Origin of the sequence: Hydrogenophaga sp. (assembly GCF_030373225.1) — a bacterium.
Classification (GTDB): Bacteria; Pseudomonadota; Gammaproteobacteria; order Burkholderiales; family Burkholderiaceae_C; genus Hydrogenophaga.
Genome location: NZ_JAUCZG010000039.1, coordinates 14,844 through 32,971, shown reverse-complemented (window position 1 = coordinate 32,971; position 18,128 = coordinate 14,844). Strand labels below are relative to the sequence as shown.

Genomic DNA, 18,128 nt, shown 5'->3' with positions numbered 1-18,128 from the left:
CCGCCCCCAGGTTCTTGGTTCTATCGGGGCGACAACTATTCTGACGCGGGGGGGAACCCAGCTTTCGATGACAGGTTGGCTTGTGAGATGGTCCGGATACTTGTCCAGCATCGCTCGGGCGAAAACTGAGGTACGCGGATACATCGAAGGGTCACTTTGCCATCTCAGCCACCAGTTCTTTACCTCCGCCTTCACGGCCTGCTTTCCGTCCTTGTCCTTCTCGTATCTTGTGCGCGCTCGAATACTTTGCAGCCTACTGAATTCAGCTTCGACTTTTTCCTGGGTTACCGATGAAATTTTCAGTTCGGCATCGATGCCTTTTAGAAGTGCTTCCAAGGCTATTTCGTACCAAAAAAGCAGCCAAGGGTCTGTAGGCTCGCAAGTTGTTCGAGCGAAGGAAACTAGGCCGGGTATGTCCATCCCTGCACGCTTGGCACATCTGGATGCACAGTTGCCAAACGTTAAAAGCAAGTCCCACCTTAGCGAATCGGCATAGCTGTAATAGCCTCCCAAAAGCCCCAATAGTTTGTTTTGCCCTGCCCCGCTCCCCTTGTCAGGGACTTCGGCGCGCTTTAGTTCGCGTTGCGCCTCTGTCTCCTCAGCAATGATGTTTGCTATTTGATTTAGGCGGTCATGGCCAAGCTCAAGCGATGCCACATCCAGCCGCAACTTCGGAACATCAAACACAGACGCACCCCTTCAAGTGCCCTTCATAGGATGCCCCAGCAGGCGGGTGAAGGTGTCCCGCTTTTCAGCCGCTAAACCTAGCTGGGGCAATACATGACTATGCAGCCTGCACCACGCTCAGTTTTCCGGGCTCGGCTTTCGGGTCAAACTCCACACCAGCGAGCGCAAGTACGTGGGTTTCTATTTGCTCCAGAAACGGGCGCAGGGCGTCCACACTTCGCGGGCGGTAGCCTTCAGCCGTTGCACTTGGCTTGTGGCCCATGACTTGCGCGATAGCCCCGGCAGGCGCACCGGCAGCCTCTCCAAGCAGCGAGAACGAACGACGCAGCCCGTGAATGGTCAGGGCTTCAATGCTTGCGCTTTTAAGGGCTCTCGCGTGACTTGCGCGGGTGTCGGCAATCCGACCAGCTTTGCCCTCGCTGGCGAAAACAAATTCGTTTTTGCGCGGCAGGGTCGCCAGCAGTTGCGCAAGGTACGGCGTCAATGGAATGGTACGGGTGTCGTCCACCTTGTCGGCAATGGTCAGCTTGCGCCACTGGAAATCGACGTTCGCCCAGGTCAAGGCGGCCAGTTCTTCACGGCGGGCACCAGTCAGGAGCATGGCACGCAGGTAGACAGACGCGGTGCGGTTGCTCAGTTGCTCCACGCCAGTCCACCAGCCGGGCACCTGTGCGGCCTCTAGGGCGTCAGTCCGGCGTGTATTGCTTGGCAAGCTCTCCAAAATTGCAGCAGCGCGGCCAGCGTCCCTATCGGTCAGCTTGCGGTACTCCGGGCGGGAACTGCACCAGCGCAGGAAACCCCGGAACATCATCAAAGCGCGGGCGGCTTGATGCTTTCCAGTGCGGGCCTCGCTATCAAACCAAACCTTCAAACTGTCCTCATTCACCCCGGCCAGCGGTAGCGCCAGCAGCGGATACAGCGGCCCCGGTCGGGTAACGCCCTCGCCTCGCTTCTTTTCTACGCCTCCCGGCGCGGCCATCGCCTCCACATCAGCACGATAGCCCGGCTTCCATGCGTCACGGCGCTTGGGCTTTCCATGCTTCAGGTACAGCGGCCACACATCGCCTACGGTCACGGCTTGGGCAGTTGCTGCCGCTTGTTTTGCGGCGGATAAGGCAAGGGCTTCGCGCTTCAGGTCGCGGGGGTCTTTGCCTTCGTCAATCAAGCGTTGCAGTTCGCGGGCCTTGGCTTGCGCGTCAGGGATGCTCCAGGCGGCGGGGCTCCCTATGGTCAGGCGGAGGTCTTTGCCTTGGTACAGCCCTTGGAACACATAGGCGGGCTTTCCGGCAGGGGTTGCACGTAGCCCCAGCCCCGGCGCAGTCGCATCCCACATGAAAGCCTGCTTCTTGTCAGGCGGGCACTTGAACCCAGAAACCCGGCCAGCGGTGAATGCAATCTTTGCCATGTCGTGCCCCTTGAGCGTCCGACACCAGCCAGGATGTAAGGGCGGATGTAAGACTTTTTCCGATAAACAACCGAATTTCAATCAACGCTAGGACTGTTTAAACGTCCAGATAAGCTCTCGTAAGCTGTTGATTTTTATTGATTGTATCGACAAGGCTCAACACTTCAAAACATATCTCCCCAGTCATTCGTAATGAGAAGGTCGGGTGTTCGATTCATCTCTCCGGCACCACATTCAAAGCCCCGCACGCTGTCATGGCGTGCGGGGCTTTCTTTTGTCCGCAGCAGCTTCCAGGCTGCCGACTGTGAACCCTTGGCGTGCACCGGGTGGAACCGGCGATGCGTTTTTTGCCGTGCCGTTCGTGGCGTGGTCATGACAACCCTGCGGCTGTCCGGGGTCATCTGTTGTATCTCGGGGCAAACCCCCTTGCGGTGGGCAGGTGTCACGGGGACGTCTTCGCCGTTCGATGAAATACACAGGACTTCCTGCATGGTGCGGGAAGCAGGGGCGCAAGCCCTGTGTTCATTTCATCGGAGCAACCACATGAAAAAGAGCCTCATCGCTCTGGCCGCACTGGCCACCCTGTCCGCTGCAGGCACCGCAGCCGCCCAGTCCAGCGTCACGATCTATGGCCGCCTTGATGCATCGGTCGGCGCCAACAAGGTCGACAGCGTCAGCACCACGCAGCTGTTCAGCGGCAACCTCACGACCAGCCGCCTGGGCTTTCGCGGCACCGAAGACCTCGGTGGTGGCCTCAAGGCCAACTTCCAGCTCGAAAGCGCCCTGACGGTGGACGACGGCACGGCCGGCAGCCTGCGTTTCGGTCGCGCTTCCTGGGTTGGCCTCAGCGGTGGCTTCGGCGCCGTGCGCGTGGGCCTGATCGACAGCGCCTACAAGGACATCTACGACATGGGCGTGTCGAACAACCTGTACGACTCGGAGTTCACCCCGACGAAGATCGCTTACCTGAGCGGTACCGTTGGCAGCGCATCTGGCGTGAGCGACTACAGCAGCCGCCTGAGCAACTCGATCCGCTACGACACCCCCAGCTTCGGCGGTTTCAGCGCTGGCCTGAGCTACGCGTTTGACGAAAACGTGGCCCCGGCAACGACCAACTCGGAAGTCACGGCTTTCAACCTGCGTTACCGCGCCGGCCCGCTGGATGTGGGCCTGGGCTACCAGGACCAGAAGAACGCCACCGCCACCAGCGATCGCAACTTCACCGTGCTGGCTGCTGCCTACAACTTCGGCGTGGCCCGTGTTTCCGGCCAGTACCAGATGACCGACCAGGCCAACGGCCTGGAAGACAGCGACTACTCGTTCGGCGTGACCGTGCCGCTGGGCAAGTTCGACGTGTCTGCCGGCTTTGCCCAGGGCAAGTCCGAGCTCAATGGCGTGACCACCGGCGAAGGCACGGCCTTCGCTCTGGGCGCCACGTACTCGCTGTCCAAGCGCACCAAGCTGTACGGCGGTCTGCTGGATGGCGAGGTCGAGAACGGTGCTGGCGCAACCGCGCGCGAGCGTCGCCTGTACGCCGTGGGCGTTCGCCACGACTTCTGATTTTCCAGGCCGGCTCTTTTCTCCAAGGCTTGTTCAAACCCGCCACCTTCACCGGTGGCGGGTTTTTTTACGCCACCAGGCCCGGGTTGCCGTCCATGCCGATGATGCGCGGCGTGTTGATCTGCACACCCTTGATCACCTTCTTGTCGCGCAGGTAGCCCGACACCACGTCCCAGATCGGTTCGCCCTTGGTGCCTTCCTGCACCGAGGCCCAGCCCGCCACCTTGTAGGTCTTGTCGGCTTCGACCAGCTTGCCTTTGATGGTCATGTTGTTGATGCGCTGCCCCATGGTGGCGTTGGGTGTCACCGTGTATTGCATGCCGCCCACACGCACCATGTCGCCGCCCTGCTGGTAGTACGGGTCCGGATTGAAGATGTTGTCGGCCACGTCTTCCATGATCTCCTTGATCTGCGCACCGGTGAAGGTGTTGAGCGTGGTGGCCGGGTAGGTCAGCGCCATCTGGTCCATCATGCGCTCGTAGGTGATGGTGTCACCCGGCAGCAACGAGGTGCCCCAGCGAACGCCGGGTGAGAAGGCGGCGTCCGCTCCCTTGTTTTCCATTAGCGCGTCGCAGATCACCTGGTCCCACGAGCCGTTGAAGTTGCCGCGGCGGTACAGCAGGTCTTCGGTGACCGCGAGCTTCTCCTCGAGCCTGGCCTTGTACGGTGCCCGCACCTTGTCAATGTGCGCCTGCATGGTGGCATCGGCCGGCAGCAGGTTGGAGAAGATGGGCAGCAGCTTGTACTGAAAGCCCTGCACCTTGCCGCCGCGCACGTCGAAGTCGAGCACGCCGAGAAACTTGCTGTTGGAGCCGGCGTTGGTCACCAGTGTCTGGCCACCGCCGTTTTTCACCACGAAGGGTGCGGGCATGCCGTCGTGCGTGTGACCGCCCAGAATGGCGTCGATGCCGCGCACGCGCGATGCCATCTTGATGTCCACGTCCATGCCGTTGTGCGAGAGCACCACCACCACCTGGGCGCCCTTGCCGCGCGCTTCATCCACCATCTTCTGCATGTGCTCGTCCTGGATGCCGAAGGTCCAGTCGGGAACCATGTAGCGCGGGTTGGCAATGGGGGTGTAGGGGAAGGCCTGGCCGATCACGGCCACCTGCACACCGTTCATCTCGCGCATCGCATACGGCTTGAAGACCATGTCTTCGAAGTCGGTGGTCTTGATGTTCTGCGCGAGGAATTCCATGTTCCCCTTGAGGTCCTTCTCCACGATCTCCTGCACCCGCTTGGCGCCGAAGGTGTGCTCCCAGTGCGAGGTCATCATGTTCACGCCGAGCAGCTTGCAGGCGTCCACCATGTCCTGCCCGTTGGTCCACAGCGAGGTGGCCGAGCCCTGCCAGGTGTCGCCACCATCGAGCAGCAGCGCGTTGGGACGGCTGGCCTTGAGTTGTTTGACCAGCGTGGCCATGTGGGCGAAGCCACCGACCCGGCCGTAGGTTTTGGCGGCCTGGCTGAAGTCGAGGTAGGAGAACGCATGGGCCTGGGCGGTACCGGGCTTGATGCCGAATTCCTTGAGCAGCTTCTCGCCCACGATGTGCGGCGGGCGGCCCACGGCCTCGGCCACGCCCAGGTTCACATTGGGCTCGCGAAAGTAGATCGGCGTGAGTTGCGCGTGGCAGTCGGTGAAGTGCAGAAAGCTCACGTTGCCGAACTTCGGCACGTTGTACAGGCGTTCACCGGCACCGGGGGCGGCGGCCAGCACGTCGCGGTGGTTGAGGGCCATGCCGGTGGCACTCGCCACGGCCAGCACCTGCATGAATTCACGACGACTGAAGCTCATCTCTGCACCTATAAATAATTGATCGCTGATATTTGAGCGAAATTTTTTAACGAAAAACCCCGGTCGCCTGAGGCAACCGGGGTCTCGTCGTCACTTGTTGACTGGCGAAGCCGGATCCAGCAGCAGCGCCATCACGTCCTGCAGCTGCTTCTGGTTCAGGATGCCCATGTGACCGGCGCGCGGCATCTGCGAGCAGGCGTTGTAGGCGCGGGCGTTCCAGAGCTTGCCCCAGGTGTATTCGACGATGGCCTTGCCGCCGGCGCTGTTGGGGTCGGTGACGCCGCGCAACTTGCCGTAGTTGTACAGGCTCGGGCCCAGCGTGCCGAAGGAGATCTCTTCCTTGCTGATCATGTGGCAGTTGTAGCAATTGCCTCCATTGGCGGCACCGGCTTTGTCCGACCAGGTCAGGCCGCGGCCGCTCTGGGCGATCTTCTCGCCCTCTTTCCAGTCACCGAGAAATTTGCCGTCGGTGGGCCATTTCACGGTCTTCAGGTTGGCCGCTTCGATGGCCTTGGCCATCTTGTCGTCCAGCGGCTTGCCGGCCACGTCGGCCTGCAGGCAGGCGGCATTGGCTTCGTCCTGGTTGAGGCGGTCCAGCGTGGCGATGCCCTTGGGCTGGAACGAGCTCTTGAGCATGGCCGCGGTGGCCTTGTCGGCATCGGCAGCCGACGGAGCGGCCGAACAGCCGGCCAGCAACACGGCAGCCAGGGCGGTAACGAGGGCGGTGGTCTTGTTGTTCATGCAATGTCTCCTGGGTTCAGCGCTTGATGGCGGGCACGATGGACTCGGCGCCCTGGGCGTTGACGCCCATGTAAACACCCAGTGCGATGGTGGCGTCGCTGCCGAACTTGGGCTCCGGGAAACGCTGCTGGCGGAAGCAGTCGTTCAGGCGCTGCTGCATGCCCCACATCTGTGAGTTGGAGACGCGGTAGGCCGGCCAGGCGGCAAAACCGATGCCGTCGCCCGGGTTCTTCGTGAGGTTGGGCAGGTCCTGCAGACGGATGCGCTTGTCGTCGCTGCCGTGGCAGGAGGCGCAAGAGAAGTCGTGCGTGCCACCGCGCGTGAAGAACATGCGCTTGCCCGATTCGTACATGAGCTTTTCCTGCGCATGTTTCTGCGGCAGGTTGAAGTCCATGCCTTTGGACGCCGTGGCCACGTAAGTCGCCAGTGCGGTGAGGTTGGCCATTTCACCCTTGCGGAAAGGTGTCTTGGCAATGTCGGCACCGTTGAAGCCCTGCAGCGTTTCCATGCAGGTGATCAGGCGCGTCTCCAGGTCCTGCACCCGGCCGGTGTCGGCAAAGTACCTGGGCAGTTCCACAAAAGCACCCTTGATGACACCCGGACCCTTGCCCAGATCGCACTGCTCGAGCGACGCCATCTTCGGGCCCCGCTTCTGTTTCCAGAGGTCTTCACCCTTGGCTTCGAACAGCTCGGCCGGATTGCCGTCCTGCAGCATCTCGCGGTACTTGGCAATGCCTTCAGCGGCTGTGCCTTGTGCGTGCGCAACGCCGGCGGCGCCGCACAGCGCAGCGAGCGCCAGCAGCGAAGGTGTCAGGATTTTCTTCATGGGTGTCTCCTCTTGTTATCGAATCGGGGAAAAACGGACCTCAGCCCAACGTCGCCCCGGAACCGGTTCTGCCGGGCCACAGGCGACGCCCCTGGAGGGGGTCGCTCGCAGCGCGGCAGGGGTGGTTCACGTCAGGCAGCAGGGAGGGATCAAGCGATCACGGCTTCATCGGTGCGGGTGTCGTTCTTGTTGTCGGTCCACTTCACCACCACCTTGTCGCCCTTGGCACCGCCCTTGAACTTGAACGACAGGAAAGGGTTCTGCGACACGGCGCCACTGAAAGCGGCCTCGAGCACGACCTTGCCGTTGTGGGTGGCTTCCACATCCTTGATGTAGTGGCCGGGAATGAGGGCGCCGGCAGCGTCCCTGCGGGTGCCCGGCTCCATGATGTGGGACATGAGCACGCGGACGGTGGTTTCGTCGCCAGCAACAGCGGCGCGGATGCGCATCGGATCAGCCATGGTGGACTCCTGGAATTCGGTGGGTGAATGGGTGTGGGAATGAGGTCGGGCGTGTCGGGGCGATCAGCCGCCGCAACCGCCGAGCGTGACCTTGGTTTCCTTGAAGGCCGAGAACAGCTTGCCGTCGGCCTTGACCACGGCGAAGACGTTGGAACTCTGGCCCATCTTCAGGCGGGTCTGCACGTCGGCGGTGGTGCCGGCGGGAATCTTGAAACCGGCGGCCATGGGCGTGGGGTTCTTCTCGACGATCAGGTAGATCTCGGTCGTGTTGGGCAGCTTGCTGACAGCGCCCACCGGCACCACGGCACCGTTTTCGGCAATGTCGGGCGCGACCACGGTGATCTGGTCGCTGTTGGCGGCGGTGCCACCGAGGGCTTTGACCGCATCGGCCATGGATTTGACATCAAAACCGGCGCGGTCCATGGCGGCGTGCGCCTGGCTCTGCGAGATGAGGCCCAGCGACACCAGCGTGGCGAATGCCCCGGTGGTCTTGAGGGCGACGCGGCGTGAGTTGTTCATGGGGGGCTCCTGAGAAATGAGGAAAGGGCGAAAGTGTACGGGCGGGGTCACTGATCGGGTGCGCCGGCCAGGATCCACCCTGCCAGCAGCTTGAGTTCGTCGTCTTTCAACTGGGCCTGGGCCGGCATCGGCACCGGGCCATAGATGCCGGACCCGCCCGACTTGATGCGGGCGGCCACCTTTTCGAGGGCATCGGCCTGGCCTTTGTGTTTGGCGGCGACGTCCTTGTAGGACGGGCCCACCAGCTTCTTGTCCACCGCGTGGCAGGCCAGGCAGGCGTTCTTGGAAGCGAGTGCCTTGGCCGCCGCAGCGTTTTGAGCGAAGGCGGCGTTGCTGGTCAGGGCCAGCAGGGCCACGGCAAGCAGCGAATGGGAAAACATCGTCATAGGTTAAGCACTCCTGTTCAAACTGATCATGGGGAATACGAGTAAATGCAAATATTTAAGCAGGCGTTCATGCGCTCGGAAAAGCAGCGCTTTCGCAGGCCTTCACTTCGCGCCGGCGGCAATCCATTTGGCGATGGTGTCGGCGTCGGCCGCGCTCAGCTGCGCCTGGGGCGGCATGGGCACCGCGCCGAACACCCCCACGCCGCCTTCGCGGATCTTGGTGGCGAGATAGGCCTCCAGCCGTTCCTTGCCCTTGTGCTTGGCGGCAATTTCGGTGAAGCCGGGGCCGACGATCTTCTGCGCCATGCCGTGGCAGGCGGTGCAGCTGTTGGCCGCGAGCAGGGCCTTCACATCACCGCCGGCGGGTTTGGCAGCAGCAACCACCACCGCAGCAGGCTTGGGGCCGCTGCCCACCGGCGCCTTGGGCGGGGGTTGGGTCGTGTCGGCACCGCGCACCGGGCCGATCACCCGGTTCTGCTCCTGGATGTTGCCGTGCGCGTCGCGCGCGAAGTCGGGCAGGAACGAGCGGATGGTTGCCTCCGTCGGGCAGTCCTTCATGCAGGCCACGTTCTTCACGTCACCCTTGCCATCGACCTTCCACAGCGGTTCGTGGAACACCATGCCGTTTCGGTTGGGCATGCGCTTTTGCACGTCGGCGATGTTCTGGTCGCTCAGCGTGAAATCGGCCGGCACCACCTCGGACAGGCTCAGGATGTAGGCCAGCACGCCGTACACCTCGTCGGGCTTGAGCGACTTCGGCGCGTTCCACGGCATGGCGCGGTTGATGTAGTCCCACAGCGTGGAGACGGTGGCCACCTTCATCATGGTGGTCTTCTGCGGGAAGGTGCTGCCCGGCTCCAGGTTCTTCACCCGGCCACGCTCGATGTCGGCCTTGGTGGTGCCGCCCACGATCGGGGTGAACACCTCGTTCGACTCACCGAAGCTGCCGTGGCAGGACGCGCACTGCGCTTCCCACACGCGCTCGCCCAGGGCCACGCTGCCCGCTCCCTTGGGCAGGCCCTTGAAGTCGGGACGCACATCGATGTCCCAGGCCTGCACCTCGGCCTTGGTGGCGTCTCTGCCCAGGTCGTGCCAGGGTGGGGTTTGCGCCCAGGCGGCGCCCGAGATGAGTGCCGCGGCAAGAAAGGTCAGGGTTCGCATCGCGGGCCTCATCAAAACACTTGAACGTTCGAGACTTCGCCGTTTTCGGCGACGCGCCACGACTGGATTGCGTTCTGGTGATACACCGAACGGGTGCCGCGCACCGCACGCAGCTGGTTGATCTTCGGCTGCACGTAGCCGGTGCTGTCGATCGCACGGCTTTGCAGCACGGCGGGCTTGCCGTCCCACACCCAGTCGATGTTGAAACGGGTGAGCGCCTTGGGCAACACCGGGCCCTCGAGCCGGGCGGTGCGCCAGTTGCGTCCGCCGTCCACGCTCACGTCCACCCGCTTCACGGTGCCCCGGCCCGACCAGGCCAGCCCCGTCACGTTGTAGTAGCCCTTGTCGAGCAGCGTCTGGCTGCCCGACGGCGTGGTGATCACGCTCTTGCATTCCTGGATGCCGGTGTACTGGCGGTGCGTGCCGTCGGGCATGTGGTCGATGTAGTGGATGGCCTCGTCCTTCGTCGCGTACTTCTGGTCGCCCACTTCGATGCGGCGCAGGTACTTCACCCAGCTCACCCCCTGGATGCCCGGCACCACCAGGCGCAGCGGATAGCCGTTTTCCGGGCGCAGCATCTCGCCATTCATGGCCCAGGCCACGATGCAGTCGTCCATGGCGCGGTCCAGGGCGATGGTGCGCGTCATGGACGAGCCGTCGGCGCCCTCGGCCAGCACGAACTTGCCCTTCTTTTTGTCGACGCCGCACATCTCCAGCAGCGTCGAGAGCAGCACGCCGGTGAACTCGCAGCAGCTCACCATGCCGTGCGTGTACTGCACCGACGGCAGGGCCACGTTGCCCCATTCGGGCGCCGAGTTGGCACCGCATTCAATGAAATGGATGCGCGACACGCTGGGCAGGCGCATCAGGTCGTCCATGGTGAAGACGCGTTCGCGCTTGACCAGGCCGTTGACCATGAGGCGGTGCTTGGTGGGGTCGATGTCCCACCAGCCCTGGTGGTGGCGCTCGAAATGCAGGCCGCTGGGCGTGATGATGCCGAACAGACCTTGCAGCGGCGTGAAGCTCACCGAGGCCTGCGGCACCCGGGTGAGACCGGGGCTTTCCCGGCGCTGCAGGTTGGCCTCCCACTGGCTGGGCTTGCCATAACCTTCGGTGACCACGCCCTGCCCCAGGCCGGTGGTGTGGGCGGGCAGCTTGAGGATGGCGTCCTCGCCCTCGGCCGCCACCGCACGGGTGGCCGCGGTGGCGCTGGCGGCGACGCCGGCACCCATGGCCAGGGCCTTGCCCATGAAGCTGCGCCGAGCCTTGCGGGCCAGCTCCAGCTTGTCGGCACTCAGGTGGTTCTCGGGTGCGGGCAGCACTCGTCCGATCACGTCGTTCAGGTTGGGCGGCATCAAATGGGTTCCTTTCGGCGGCCGGGCCGCGTCGATACATGCAACTGTATTAGTGTTTGCTGATATTTGGATAGGTAGAAACCCCAGCAGGGTTTTCATGTGTTGGCGCCCGAAAACGCAGGCCGTTACGATACGGCACACCCGACTGACATCACCTCGAACCCGTTGTGTTTCAAGTGGCTGCTACAGTTTTGGATGCAACTTCCTTCAACCATCCTTTGGAGACGACGATGGGTATTTCGATGAAATGGCTGGTGGCCGGTGTGCTGGGCGCCGCCGCCTTCGGGGCGCAGGCCCAGGTCAACCAGATCAAGGTGTGGGCAGCGGCCTGCGCCAACTGCCACGGCACCAACGGGCGCGCCGAGCCCGGCATGGAGTCCCTGGCCGGCAAGGACAAGGATGAAATGCTGCAAAAGCTGCTGGACTTCAAGTCCGGCCGCAAGCCCGCGACCCTCATGCACCAGCTCTCCAAGGGCTACACCGATGAGCAGCTCGCGCAGATCTCGGGCTACTTTGCCTCGCAGAAGAAATAAGGAGGACACACCATGAAACGTCGTCAATTCGTACAGTCTCTGGGCGCCGGCTCGGCGCTTGCCGGTCTGGGCCTCGTGTCCGGCTGCGCCACCACCGGCAGCGGTGCCAAGGTGGTCGTGGTCGGAGGCGGTTACGGGGGTGCCACCGCCGCCAAATATGTGCGCATGTTCTCCGACCAGAGCATCGAGGTGACCCTGATCGAGCCCAATGCCTCGTTCATCTCCTGCCCCATCTCCAACCTGGTGATCGGCGGTCACAAGACCATGGCCGACATCACCACGCCCTACGACAACCTGAGCCGTCGTCACGGCGTCAAGCTGGTGCGCGACATGGTGGCCAGCATCGATCCGGTCAAGCGCACGGTGAAACTGGCCAGCGGCGGCGAGCTGCCCTACGACCGCCTCATCGTCTCGCCCGGCATCGACTTCATGATGGATTCCATCCCCGGCATGGCCAAGCCAGGTGCCGCCGACAAGGTGCTGCACGCCTGGAAGGCCGGCCCGCAGACCGTGGCGCTGCGCCGCCAGCTCGAAGCCATGCCCGACGGCGGCGTGTACGCGCTGTCGATTCCGCTGGCGCCCTACCGCTGCCCGCCCGGCCCCTACGAGCGCGCCTGCATGGTGGCGAGCTACTTCAAGAAGGCCAAGCCGAAAAGCAAGGTCGTGATCTTCGACGCCAACGACGACATCACCTCGAAGAAAGGCCTGTTCATGAAGGCCTGGGACGAGCACTACAAGGGCATGATCGACTACCGGCCCAAGCACAAGGTGGTGGCCGTGGACGCAGCCACCAACACGCTGAAGTTCGAATTCAACGACGATTTCAAGGCCGGTGTGGCCAACGTCATTCCGAACATGCGCGCCGGCGACATCGCGGTGAAGACCGGCCTGGCCACGGCCAACGCCCGCTGGTGCGAGGTGGACTTCCTGACCTTCGAATCGAAGGCCCACAAGAACATCCACGTGCTGGGCGACGCCATCCAGATTGCACCCGCCATGCCCAAGTCGGGCCACATGGCCAACCAGCACGGCAAGACCTGCGCGGCCGCCGTGGTCTCGTTGCTGCAGGGCAAGGAGCCGCCGTCGCTGCCGATCTACGCCAACACCTGCTACAGCTTCGTGACCGCCGAAGACGTGGTGCACGTGGCCAGCGTGCACCGGTACGACGCCGAGAAGAAGACCATGCTGACCGTGCCCGGCTCGGGCGGTGTCTCCAGCGCGGCCAACGAACTCGAAGGTCGCTACGCCCTGGCCTGGGCGCGCAACATCTGGGCCGACACACTGGCCTGATCCCAAGGCACGCCCTGGCCCAGGCCAGGGCGTTTTTCGCGGTTGAATATCCGTTTGAGGTCATGCAATGAAGTTCCCGTCACCAGCCCGCACGCGACTGCTGGCGATTGCCATCACCACCCTGCTGGGCAGCGGCGCTGCGTGGGCGCAGGCCGATGAAGCGCGCGCCAAAAAGATCGCCGGCGGCTCGTGCTTCCTGTGCCACGGCGCCAACGGCGAGTCCACCAGCGAGGCGTTTCCACGCCTGGCCGGACAGCACGCCGGCTATGTCGCGCGCCAGCTCGAGGCCTTCAAGTCGGGCCAGCGCAAGAGCACCGCCATGGCCGACATGGTGGCGCGGCTCACGCCCGACGAAATGCTGGCGCTGGGCAAGTACTACGAAAAAATGAGCCTGCCGCGCGAGGAAGCCAAGGACCCGCAGCTCGCGGCCATGGGCCGCTACGTCTATCACAACGGCAACAAGTACAGCGGCGTGCCGGCCTGCGCCGCCTGCCACGGCACCGCGGGCGAAGGCACCGCCACCCTGCCCCGCCTGGCCACCCAGTTCTCGGGCTACCTGCACAACCAGCTCAAGTCGTTCGGCAAACGCGAGCGCACCACCGACAACGCGGTGATGCACGCCGTGGCAGACAAGATGACCGAGCTCGAGATGGCCGCCGTGGCCGAGTACCTCAGCAGCAAGTGAGGCGCGCGCAGCACCCGCAGCCCGCAGTGGCGTCAACCCGCGACCGACCGCATCAGGCGTAGCGCGCGATCATCTTCTCCAGCGGCAGCGGCACGATCTTGCCGGCCATGCCGGCGCAGCCGAAGGCCTGGAAGCGGGCCTGGCAGATGTCTCTGGCGGCCACGGTCGCGTCCTTGAAGAACTTGCGCGGGTCGAACTCGCCCGGGTTCTTTGCCATGGTGCGGCGCATGGCGCCGGTCATGGCCAGGCGGATATCGGTGTCGATGTTGACCTTGCGCACGCCGCTCCGGATGCCGCGCACGATTTCCTCCACCGGCACGCCATAGGTTTCCTTGATCTCGCCGCCGTGCTCGCGAATGATGGCCAGCCACTCCTGCGGCACGCTGCTCGAGCCGTGCATCACCAGGTGCGTGTTGGGAATGGCCTGATGAATCGCGACGATGCGGTCCATGGCCAGGATGTCGCCGGTGGGCGGGCGGGTGAACTTGTAGGCGCCGTGGCTGGTGCCGATGGCAATGGCCAGTGCGTCCACACCGGTCTGCGCCACGAAGTCTTTGGCCTGCTGCGGGTCGGTCAGCATCTGCTCGTGCGTGAGGTGCCCCTCGGCGCCCACGCCGTCTTCTTCGCCGGCCTCGCCGGTTTCCAGCGAACCCAGGCAACCGAGTTCACCCTCCACCGACACGCCCACCGCGTGCGAGAACTTCACCACCTCGCGCGTGACGGCCACGTTGTAGTCGTAGCTCGCGGGGGTCTTGGCGTCTTCCCTCAGCGAGCCGTCCATCATCACGCTGCTGAAGCCGCTGCGGATCGACTGCTGGCACACCGCCGGCGTGGCGCCGTGGTCCTGGTGCATGACGATGGGAATGTGCGGGTACATCTCGATGGCGGCTTCGACCATCTTGCGCAGGAAGGGCTCGCCGGCGTATTTGCGCGCGCCGGCGCTGGCCTGCAGGATCACCGGCGCGTTGCTCGCGTCGGCCGCCTGCATGATGGCCTGGATCTGCTCCAGGTTGTTGACGTTGAAAGCAGGCACGCCGTAGTGGTGTTCGGCGGCGTGGTCGAGCAGTTGGCGAAGCGCAATGAGGGCCATGGGGGTTCTTTCGGAAGTCGGGGGAATCAGTTCAACAGCGCGGAAAAGTCGGCGATCACGCGGTCGGGGTTGCAGGCCTCGATGGGCTCGCCCATGTTGTAGCCATAGGGCAGCGCCCACACCGCCACGCCGGCGTTGCGTGCGGTGGCCACGTCGATCGACGAGTCGCCCACGAAGAGCGCGCGGTCGGCCGTCACGCCGAAGCGCGCCAGACAGTCGTGCACGGCGGCCGGGTTGGGTTTTTTCACCAGCAGCGTGTCGCCGCTGATCACGCGGTGAAACATCGGCGCGAGCTGGTGCGCGTCCAGCACGGTCTGGGTGTAGCGCCCTTCCTTGTTGGTCACCACGACCAGCTTCACGCCCGCGTCCCTGAGCACCTGCAGGGTTTCACGCACCAGCGGGTAGAGGTGGCTGCGCGTGCCGCAGCGCTGCTGGTAGTGCCCACCGAACGCGGCCTCGATGGTGGGGAAATCGGCACCGTGGCGCACCGCATCGGTGGTGGTGTGGCGGCGGTCGGCCAGGGCCGAGATCAGCAGCTCGCGCGTGCCGTGGCCGATCCAGTCGTTCACCTGAGTCTGCGTCACCGCGGGCAGGCCGAACTGCACCAGCGTGTCGTTGACCGCGTCGGCGATTTCCGGCGCGGTCTCGATCAGCGTGCCGTCGAGGTCGAAGAGGATGAGGTCGAAGGCGCGCGTCATGCGAGCAGACCCTTGACCGCGTCGCAAACACGCTCGGTGGTGATGCCGAAATGGGCGTACAGCGCCTTGGCCGGGGCCGACTCGCCGAAGCTGGCGATGCCCACCACCGCGCCGGTGCGACCCACGTACTTGCGCCAGAAATCGGGGTGTGCGGCTTCCACCGCGACAGCGGGCAGGTCCAGCGGCAGCACGCTGTCCTGGTAGCTGCGCGGCTGCCGGTCGAACACGCTGGTGCAGGGCATGGACACCACACGGGTGCTGATGCCTTGTGCGGCCAGTGCCTGCTGCGCCTCCATGGCCAGCGAGGTCTCGGAACCGGTGGCCACGATCACGGCCCTGGGGTGGGCCCCCTCGGCCAGCACATAGCCACCCAGGCGGATCTTCTGTGCCAGGGACGCATCGGTCAGGCGCGGCAGGTTCTGGCGCGACAGGCACAACGCCGTGGGGCCGTCGCGGCGCTCAATGGCGCAGGCCCAGGCCACGGCGGTCTCCAGGCCATCGGCCGGGCGCCACACGTCGAGCTGCGGTATCAGGCGCAGGCTGGGCACGTGCTCCACCGACTGGTGCGTCGGGCCGTCTTCACCCAGGCCGATGCTGTCGTGGGTGAACACGTGAATGACGCGCAGCTTCATGAGCGCGGCCATGCGGATGGCGTTGCGGCTGTAGTCGCTGAAGGTGAGGAAGGTGCCGCCATACGGGATGTAGCCGCCGTGCAGCGCGATGCCGTTCATGATGGCCGCCATGCCGAACTCGCGCACGCCGTAGCTCATGTGGTTGCCCCACTGGTCGCGCCCGGCCTTCACGCAGCCCTTGAAGTTGGTGAGGTTGGAGCCGGTGAGGTCGGCGCTGCCGCCGAAGAACTCGGGCACCAGGGTGTTGAGCGCGTCCAGCGCGTTCTGGCTGGCCTTGCGCGTGGCCACCGCGTCGGTCCTGGCGGCCACCCCTTCGAACACACTGGCCAGTGCGGGCGCAAAGCCGGCGTGCAGCTCACCGGCCATGCGGCGCTCGAACTCCGCCGCCTCGCCGGGAAACGCCGCCCGGTAGGCGTCGAAGCGCTGCTGCCATTCGGCCTCCATGGCCTGACCGCGGTCCACCGCGTGCCAGGCCCGCGCCACGTCGCCCGGCACCTCGAAGGGTGCGGCGGTCCAGCCCAGCGCGTCGCGCGTGGCCTGCACCTCGGCCGGCCCGAGCGCGGCGCCGTGCACGTCGTGGGTGCCGGCCTTGTTGGGCGAGCCCTGTCCGATCACGGTCTGGCAGCAGATCAGCGTGGGTTTGCCATCGCTGCGGCGGCCTTGTTCGATGGCGGCGATCAGCGCACGCTCCACCGCCTCGGGGTCGTGCCCGTCGACGGTGGGGATCACGTGCCAGCCGTAGGCTTCGAAGCGCTTGGGCGTGTCGTCGGTGAACCAGCCTTCGACGTGGCCGTCGATCGAGATGCCGTTGTCGTCGTAGAACGCCACCAGCTTCGACAGGCGCAGCGTGCCGGCGAGCGAACAGGCTTCGTGGCTGATGCCCTCCATCAGGCAACCGTCGCCCAGAAACGCGTAGGTGAAGTGGTCCACCACCGAATGGCCGGGCCGGTTGAATTCGCTGGCCAGCAGCTTCTCGGCCAGTGCCATGCCCACGGCGTTGCTGATGCCCTGACCCAGCGGACCGGTGGTGGTCTCCACACCGGGGGTGACACCCACCTCGGGGTGGCCGGCGGTCTTGCTGTGCAGCTGGCGGAAGTTCTTCAACTCGCTCATCGGCAGGTCGTAGCCGGTGAGGTGCAGGAGCGCATAGATCAGCATCGAACCGTGGCCGTTGGACAGCACGAAGCGGTCGCGGTCGGGCCAGTGCGGATGGGCCGGGTTGTGGCGCAGATGGCGGTTCCACAGCACCTCGGCAATGTCGGCCATGCCCATGGGCGCACCGGGGTGGCCGGAGTTCGCCTGCTGCACCGCGTCCACCGCCAGCATGCGGATCGCATTGGCCATCTGGCGGGCGAGTTCGGGAGAGGGGTTCTTCATGTTGTTCTCCACGCCGCTTCAGACCAAACCGACAGCGCGTTTTTTTCTTTCGACCATGCGCCAGATGAAGGGCGTGAAGATCAGCTGCATCGCCAGTTCCATCTTGCCGCCGGGCACCACGATGGTGTTGGCGCGGCTCATCATGGAACCGTTGATCATGTTGAGCAGGTACTGGAAGTCGATGCCCTTGGGCTTGGCAAAACGGATCACCACCATGCTTTCGTCGGCGGTGGGCACGTCGCGCGAGATGAAGGGGTTGCTGGTGTCCACGATCGGCACGCGCTGGAAGTTCACGTGCGTGTGCTGGAACTGCGGGCAGATGTAATTCACGTAGTCGGGCATGCGCCGCAGGATGGTGTCGGTCACCGCGTCGGCGCTGTAGCCGCGCATGTTCTTGTCGCGCCAGAGTTTCTGGATCCACTCGAGGTTGATCACCGGCACCACGCCCACCAGCAGGTCGGGGTACTGCGCCACATCCACCTCGGGCGTGACCACCGCACCGTGCAGACCTTCGTAGAACAGCATGTCGGTCTTCTCGGGCAGGGGCTCCCAGGCGGTGAACGTGCCTGGCTCCTGCTGGTAGGGCGCGGCTTCCTCGGCGTTGTGCAGGTACTTGCGGCTCTTGCCGGTGCCGGTGGTGCTGTAGGTCTTGAACAGGCTTTCGATCTCGTCGAACAGGTTGGACTCGGCGCCGAAGTGGCTGAAGTTCAGGTTGCCGGCCTTCTCGGCCTCGGCCATCTTCAGCTTCATCTCCTTGCGGTCGAAGCGGTGGTAGCTGTCGCCTTCGATGATCGCGGCCGACACGCCTTCGCGGCGAAAGATGTTCTGGAAGGTCCGCGTGACGGTGGATGTGCCGGCACCGCTGGATCCGGTGATGGCGATGATGGGGTGACGCTCCGACATGATGTCTCCTCGGTTGTTGTTGTGGGT

The 18,128-nt window shown here is 64.3% G+C and carries 19 protein-coding genes; 4 read left to right on the top strand and 15 right to left on the bottom strand.

All coding sequences use genetic code 11. The annotated features are described in order from the left end of the window. The 3 genes from QUV35_RS17325 to QUV35_RS17315 form a co-directional block, all read right to left on the bottom strand. The coding region (locus QUV35_RS17325) for a hypothetical protein (RefSeq protein ID WP_300876969.1) at positions 1-687 on the bottom strand (687 nt) is incomplete at its 3' end. Positions 688-784: 97 nt separating this feature from the next. Beyond that, on the bottom strand, positions 785-2,092 hold the full coding sequence (locus tag QUV35_RS17320) for an integrase family protein (protein WP_300876966.1): 1,308 nt from the start codon (positions 2,090-2,092) through the stop codon (positions 785-787). Positions 2,093-2,256: 164 nt separating this feature from the next. Next, positions 2,257-2,583, bottom strand: coding sequence for a hypothetical protein (locus QUV35_RS17315; RefSeq protein WP_300876963.1), 327 nt, complete (start codon positions 2,581-2,583; stop codon positions 2,257-2,259). A gap of 52 nt (positions 2,584-2,635) precedes the next feature. On the opposite strand from QUV35_RS17315, the gene QUV35_RS17310 reads away from it, so the two are divergent. Further along, the gene (locus QUV35_RS17310) at positions 2,636-3,652 is read left to right on the top strand and encodes a porin (RefSeq protein WP_300876961.1); all 1,017 of its coding nucleotides are present in this window, start codon (positions 2,636-2,638) and stop codon (positions 3,650-3,652) included. Between the two features lie 67 nt (positions 3,653-3,719). Here QUV35_RS17310 and soxB read toward each other — a convergent pair whose 3' ends face one another. The 8 genes from soxB to soxC form a co-directional block, all read right to left on the bottom strand. Then, positions 3,720-5,444, bottom strand: coding sequence for a thiosulfohydrolase SoxB (gene soxB, locus QUV35_RS17305; RefSeq protein WP_300876959.1), 1,725 nt, complete (start codon positions 5,442-5,444; stop codon positions 3,720-3,722). 90 nt (positions 5,445-5,534) lie between these two features. Then, positions 5,535-6,185 (bottom strand): sulfur oxidation c-type cytochrome SoxX, encoded by a 651-nt coding sequence (gene soxX / locus QUV35_RS17300; protein ID WP_300876956.1) that lies wholly within the window; start codon positions 6,183-6,185, stop codon positions 5,535-5,537. 16 nt (positions 6,186-6,201) lie between these two features. Continuing rightward, positions 6,202-7,011 (bottom strand): sulfur oxidation c-type cytochrome SoxA, encoded by an 810-nt coding sequence (gene soxA / locus QUV35_RS17295; RefSeq protein WP_300876953.1) that lies wholly within the window; start codon positions 7,009-7,011, stop codon positions 6,202-6,204. A 149-nt stretch (positions 7,012-7,160) separates the two neighbouring features. After that, on the bottom strand, positions 7,161-7,472 hold the full coding sequence (gene soxZ, locus QUV35_RS17290) for a thiosulfate oxidation carrier complex protein SoxZ (RefSeq protein ID WP_300876951.1): 312 nt from the start codon (positions 7,470-7,472) through the stop codon (positions 7,161-7,163). A gap of 63 nt (positions 7,473-7,535) precedes the next feature. Further along, complete coding sequence (soxY, locus tag QUV35_RS17285; protein ID WP_300876948.1) at positions 7,536-7,991, bottom strand: thiosulfate oxidation carrier protein SoxY; 456 nt, start codon at positions 7,989-7,991, stop codon at positions 7,536-7,538. A gap of 47 nt (positions 7,992-8,038) precedes the next feature. After that, a complete protein-coding gene (locus QUV35_RS17280; protein ID WP_300876946.1) occupies positions 8,039-8,377 on the bottom strand; it encodes a c-type cytochrome in 339 nt (112 codons plus the stop codon). 102 nt (positions 8,378-8,479) lie between these two features. Next, entirely contained in the window at positions 8,480-9,538 is a 1,059-nt protein-coding gene (locus QUV35_RS17275; protein ID WP_300876944.1) for a c-type cytochrome, read from the bottom strand. An 11-nt stretch (positions 9,539-9,549) separates the two neighbouring features. Beyond that, positions 9,550-10,893: a sulfite dehydrogenase gene (gene soxC, locus QUV35_RS17270; protein WP_300876942.1), complete on the bottom strand. Its 1,344-nt coding sequence runs from the start codon at positions 10,891-10,893 to the stop codon at positions 9,550-9,552. Between the two features lie 230 nt (positions 10,894-11,123). Here soxC and QUV35_RS17265 point away from each other — a divergent pair, with 230 nt between their 5' ends. The 3 genes from QUV35_RS17265 to QUV35_RS17255 all read left to right on the top strand — a co-directional run bounded on the left by QUV35_RS17265 (position 11,124) and on the right by QUV35_RS17255 (position 13,401). Beyond that, complete coding sequence (locus tag QUV35_RS17265) at positions 11,124-11,426, top strand: c-type cytochrome (RefSeq protein WP_300876939.1); 303 nt, start codon at positions 11,124-11,126, stop codon at positions 11,424-11,426. 12 nt (positions 11,427-11,438) lie between these two features. Next, the gene (locus QUV35_RS17260; protein ID WP_300876936.1) at positions 11,439-12,716 is read left to right on the top strand and encodes an NAD(P)/FAD-dependent oxidoreductase; all 1,278 of its coding nucleotides are present in this window, start codon (positions 11,439-11,441) and stop codon (positions 12,714-12,716) included. Positions 12,717-12,783: 67 nt separating this feature from the next. Continuing rightward, positions 12,784-13,401, top strand: a complete 618-nt coding sequence (locus QUV35_RS17255) for a c-type cytochrome (RefSeq protein ID WP_300876934.1) — start codon at positions 12,784-12,786, stop codon at positions 13,399-13,401. 52 nt (positions 13,402-13,453) lie between these two features. On the opposite strand, the gene fba is transcribed toward QUV35_RS17255, so the two are convergent. Genes fba through QUV35_RS17235 form a run of 4 tightly spaced genes read right to left on the bottom strand, consistent with a single transcriptional unit; the run spans position 13,454 to position 18,101 of the window. After that, positions 13,454-14,491, bottom strand: coding sequence for a class II fructose-bisphosphate aldolase (gene fba, locus QUV35_RS17250; protein ID WP_300876932.1), 1,038 nt, complete (start codon positions 14,489-14,491; stop codon positions 13,454-13,456). Between the two features lie 26 nt (positions 14,492-14,517). Beyond that, a complete protein-coding gene (locus QUV35_RS17245; RefSeq protein WP_300876930.1) occupies positions 14,518-15,189 on the bottom strand; it encodes an HAD-IIIA family hydrolase in 672 nt (223 codons plus the stop codon). Next, positions 15,186-17,198 carry a transketolase gene (gene tkt / locus QUV35_RS17240; RefSeq protein ID WP_300876927.1) on the bottom strand — a complete coding sequence of 671 codons (2,013 nt, stop codon included), beginning with the start codon at positions 17,196-17,198 and terminating at the stop codon, positions 15,186-15,188. Before tkt ends, QUV35_RS17245 begins: the two co-directional genes overlap by 4 nt. Positions 17,199-17,216: 18 nt before the next feature. Next, positions 17,217-18,101, bottom strand: coding sequence for a phosphoribulokinase (locus tag QUV35_RS17235; RefSeq protein ID WP_300876925.1), 885 nt, complete (start codon positions 18,099-18,101; stop codon positions 17,217-17,219). Positions 18,102-18,128 lie beyond the last annotated feature (27 nt).